This is a genomic window from Corynebacterium sp. HMSC078A10, assembly GCF_001811565.1.
In the GTDB taxonomy this organism is placed as follows: domain Bacteria; phylum Actinomycetota; class Actinomycetes; order Mycobacteriales; family Mycobacteriaceae; genus Corynebacterium; species Corynebacterium hesseae.
In genome coordinates this window covers 1-253 of record NZ_KV805181.1, presented here as the reverse complement: position 1 = coordinate 253, position 253 = coordinate 1, and the positions used below count along the sequence as shown (strand labels likewise).

Annotated in this window: 1 protein-coding gene; it reads left to right on the top strand. The window is 43.1% G+C overall.

All coding sequences use genetic code 11. The features are described 5' to 3' along the window. Positions 1-253: hypothetical protein (locus HMPREF2808_RS13450; protein ID WP_168165064.1), on the top strand; the 253-nt coding region annotated here is incomplete at both ends.

Below are 253 nucleotides of genomic sequence, written 5' to 3'. Positions count from 1 at the left end.
AAAAAGGCCGTGAAAAGCCCAAACCTAGACAAAAAGACAAACCACAACAAACAACACCACAAAAAGCAGTGTCACCTGAACTGGCTATCCAAAAATTACATAAAGAAAAAATCTCGAAACCAACCCCCAACCCGACGGGGCACAAAGGAGGCTGGCCTAAGTCAGAAGATTTTAAATCATTTACGCCCAAACAACTTATATTATTTACAATGACGCCGCTAAAGGAAAAGCGCCATCCGGCATACACCAACCG